The organism is Oleiphilus sp. HI0123 (assembly GCF_001635315.1).
The window spans coordinates 1-610 of sequence record NZ_LWGE01000661.1; the positions used below are offsets into that span (position 1 = coordinate 1).

The following is a 610-nucleotide window of genomic DNA, read 5'->3' on the forward strand; positions in this document are numbered from 1 at the left end:
ATCATCTATGACTTGTATTAAGGGTCTATTCATCTGTTTGAGGCAATCAATGTCATGTTTTTTGATGGTTTGTCTGTGCCTTATCTTGAGTGCCTGTGCAACAAAAGGAAAAATAGATAAGGAATCAATCGCCGCTGAAGATTCGCGACAAGCATTAGTTTCACAATATCAAGACGCTGTTGAAACGATGAAGTCACTAGAGAGTTCATCGGACCAAGCGATGGCTGCCGGGGTATTCAAAGGTAACGATGAGCTTGAAGATAGCTTTCATACTCTGGCAGAAATACATCAGCAAAACCCCTGGTACCCTGGGCCTCTCTTGAACCTTGGCATTAGTAGCTGGTGGTTGGGAAATGTAGAAGAGGCTGAGTCATACTTATCGAAAGTGCTCGCTCTGAAGGACTCGCTTGGGCAGGAGAACAAACAAAAGGCTGATAACAAGGCGTCGATAGATCTGCCTACAGACAAGCGGGCTGAGATTTTGGATAACTTGGCAAAGTTTACTGGCCCGGCACTCAACTATCTCGGTCAAATTATGCGGGAGAAAGGCGATTTCGATCAGGCGGAGAGCTATTATCGCCAGGCTTTGGATCAGAACCCTGAAGATATA

At 45.2% G+C, this 610-nt stretch carries 1 protein-coding gene; it reads left to right on the top strand.

The annotated features are described in order from the left end of the window. Positions 1 to 49 precede the first annotated feature (49 nt). Positions 50 to 610 (top strand): lipopolysaccharide assembly protein LapB (locus A3761_RS06005; RefSeq protein WP_068749979.1); only part of this gene is annotated, 561 nt, incomplete at its 3' end.